Here is a 1,658-nt window from a genome sequence, read left to right as displayed (position 1 = left end):
GACCAGGATCGACAGATAGAGCTCGCGGTCGATATCGGCGCCGTCCTCGATATAGAGGCGATTGACCTGCTTGCCGGCCGGTCCGGTCTGCTTGGTGACCAGCGTTTGGCCGAGCATCTCGTTGGCGTTGGCGACCACTTCGGCCGCCGACTTCGCCAGCCGCACGCCGCCCTTGGCGTCGGGGCCGAGTTCCTTGAACTTGCCCTTGCCGCGGCCGCCGGCATGGATCTGGCTCTTCACCACATAGAGCGGGCCGGGCAGCGTCTTGGCGGCGGCTTCCGCCTCGCTCGCCTTGAACACCGGAACGCCGCTTGCGACGGGCGCGCCGAACGACTTCAGCAGCGCCTTGGCCTGATATTCATGGATGTTCATGCGCTTGGTCTCCGGAGAGGGACGATTACTTGCCGGCGAGATGCGGGGCGATCTTGGTGCAGGCCTCGGTGAGGCCCTGCACGGCCGCCACCGAATTGTCGAACATCTTCTGCTCGGCCTTGGAGAGGTCGATCTCGATGACGCGCTCGACACCGCCGGCGCCGATCACCACGGGGACGCCGACATAGGTCCCCTTGACGCCGTACTGGCCAGACAGGTGCGCAGCGCAGGGCAGCACGCGCTTCTTGTCTTTCAGGTACGATTCGGCCATGGCGATGGCCGAGGCGGCCGGCGCGTAATAGGCTGAGCCCGTTTTCAAGAGGCCGACGATCTCGGCGCCGCCGTCGCGGGTGCGCTGCACGATCTGGTCGAGCTTGTCCTTGGAGGTCCAGCCCATCTTGACGAGGTCGGGCAGCGGGATGCCCGACACGGTCGAATAGCGGATCATCGGTACCATCGAATCGCCATGGCCGCCGAGCACGAAGGCGGTGACGTCCTCGACCGAGACCTTGAACTCTTCCGCCAGGAAGTAGCGGAAGCGGGCGCTGTCCAGCACGCCGGCCATGCCGATGACATGGCTGGTCGGCAGGCCCGAAAACTTCTGCAGTGCCCAGACCATGGCATCGAGCGGGTTGGTGATGCAGATGACGAACGCCTTCGGCGCGTATTTCTTGAGACCCGCGCCGACCTGTTCCATGACCTTGAGATTGATGCCGAGAAGATCGTCGCGGCTCATGCCGGGCTTGCGCGGCACGCCGGCGGTGACGATGCAGACATCCGCGCCCTCGATGCCGGCATAGTCGTTGACGCCTGTCAGTCTGGAGTCAAATCCGTCGACCGGCGAGGACTGGGCGATGTCGAGACCCTTGCCCTGCGGAATGCCCTCGGCGATGTCGAACAGCACCACGTCGCCGAGATCCTTCAGGCCGATCATATGGGCGAGCGTGCCGCCGATCATGCCCGAGCCGATGAGCGCTATCTTGTTGCGTGCCATGTCAGGATGTTTTCCCTTTGTCTGTGACGGTGCCGTGACGGGGGCCGGGGGCCGGAAGGAATGCGGGAAACCGCAGGATTTCGCCGAACCCAATAGCTCCGGCATGGAGAAAATTCAAACGGTTATTTTGCACCTAGTGTTTTCAATCGGTTAGATGCATTGGGAATTACGTAAACGTCAAAATTTTCGAGGTAACTGAACAGAATTTATACAATAAACGATGAAATCAGAAGGCCTTCATCCCGGCGATGACGCCGTTGTGATTTTAGGACGGGCGGACAGAGGCCCGTGT

At 62.1% G+C, this 1,658-nt stretch carries 2 protein-coding genes; both read right to left on the bottom strand.

Annotated features, from left to right (window positions below):
- A partial coding sequence (locus tag EOA60_RS31955) for an ATP-grasp domain-containing protein (RefSeq protein ID WP_348632741.1) occupies nucleotides 1-372 on the bottom strand: 372 nt, incomplete at its 3' end.
- Nucleotides 373-397: 25 nt separating this feature from the next.
- Nucleotides 398-1,366, bottom strand: a complete 969-nt coding sequence (gene mdh, locus EOA60_RS31950; RefSeq protein ID WP_095825158.1) for a malate dehydrogenase — start codon at nucleotides 1,364-1,366, stop codon at nucleotides 398-400.
- Between the last annotated feature and the right edge of the window lie 292 nt (nucleotides 1,367-1,658).

This window comes from Mesorhizobium sp. M1A.F.Ca.IN.020.06.1.1 (genome assembly GCF_004023265.1).
GTDB lineage: Bacteria > Pseudomonadota > Alphaproteobacteria > Rhizobiales > Rhizobiaceae > Mesorhizobium.
This window is presented reverse-complemented; position numbering and strand designations above follow the sequence as displayed.

Coding starts and splice junctions, on each gene's coding strand:
- mdh (WP_095825158.1), bottom strand. CDS start 1,366: ATGGCACGCAACAAGATAGCGCTCATCGGCTCGGGCATGATCGGCGGC.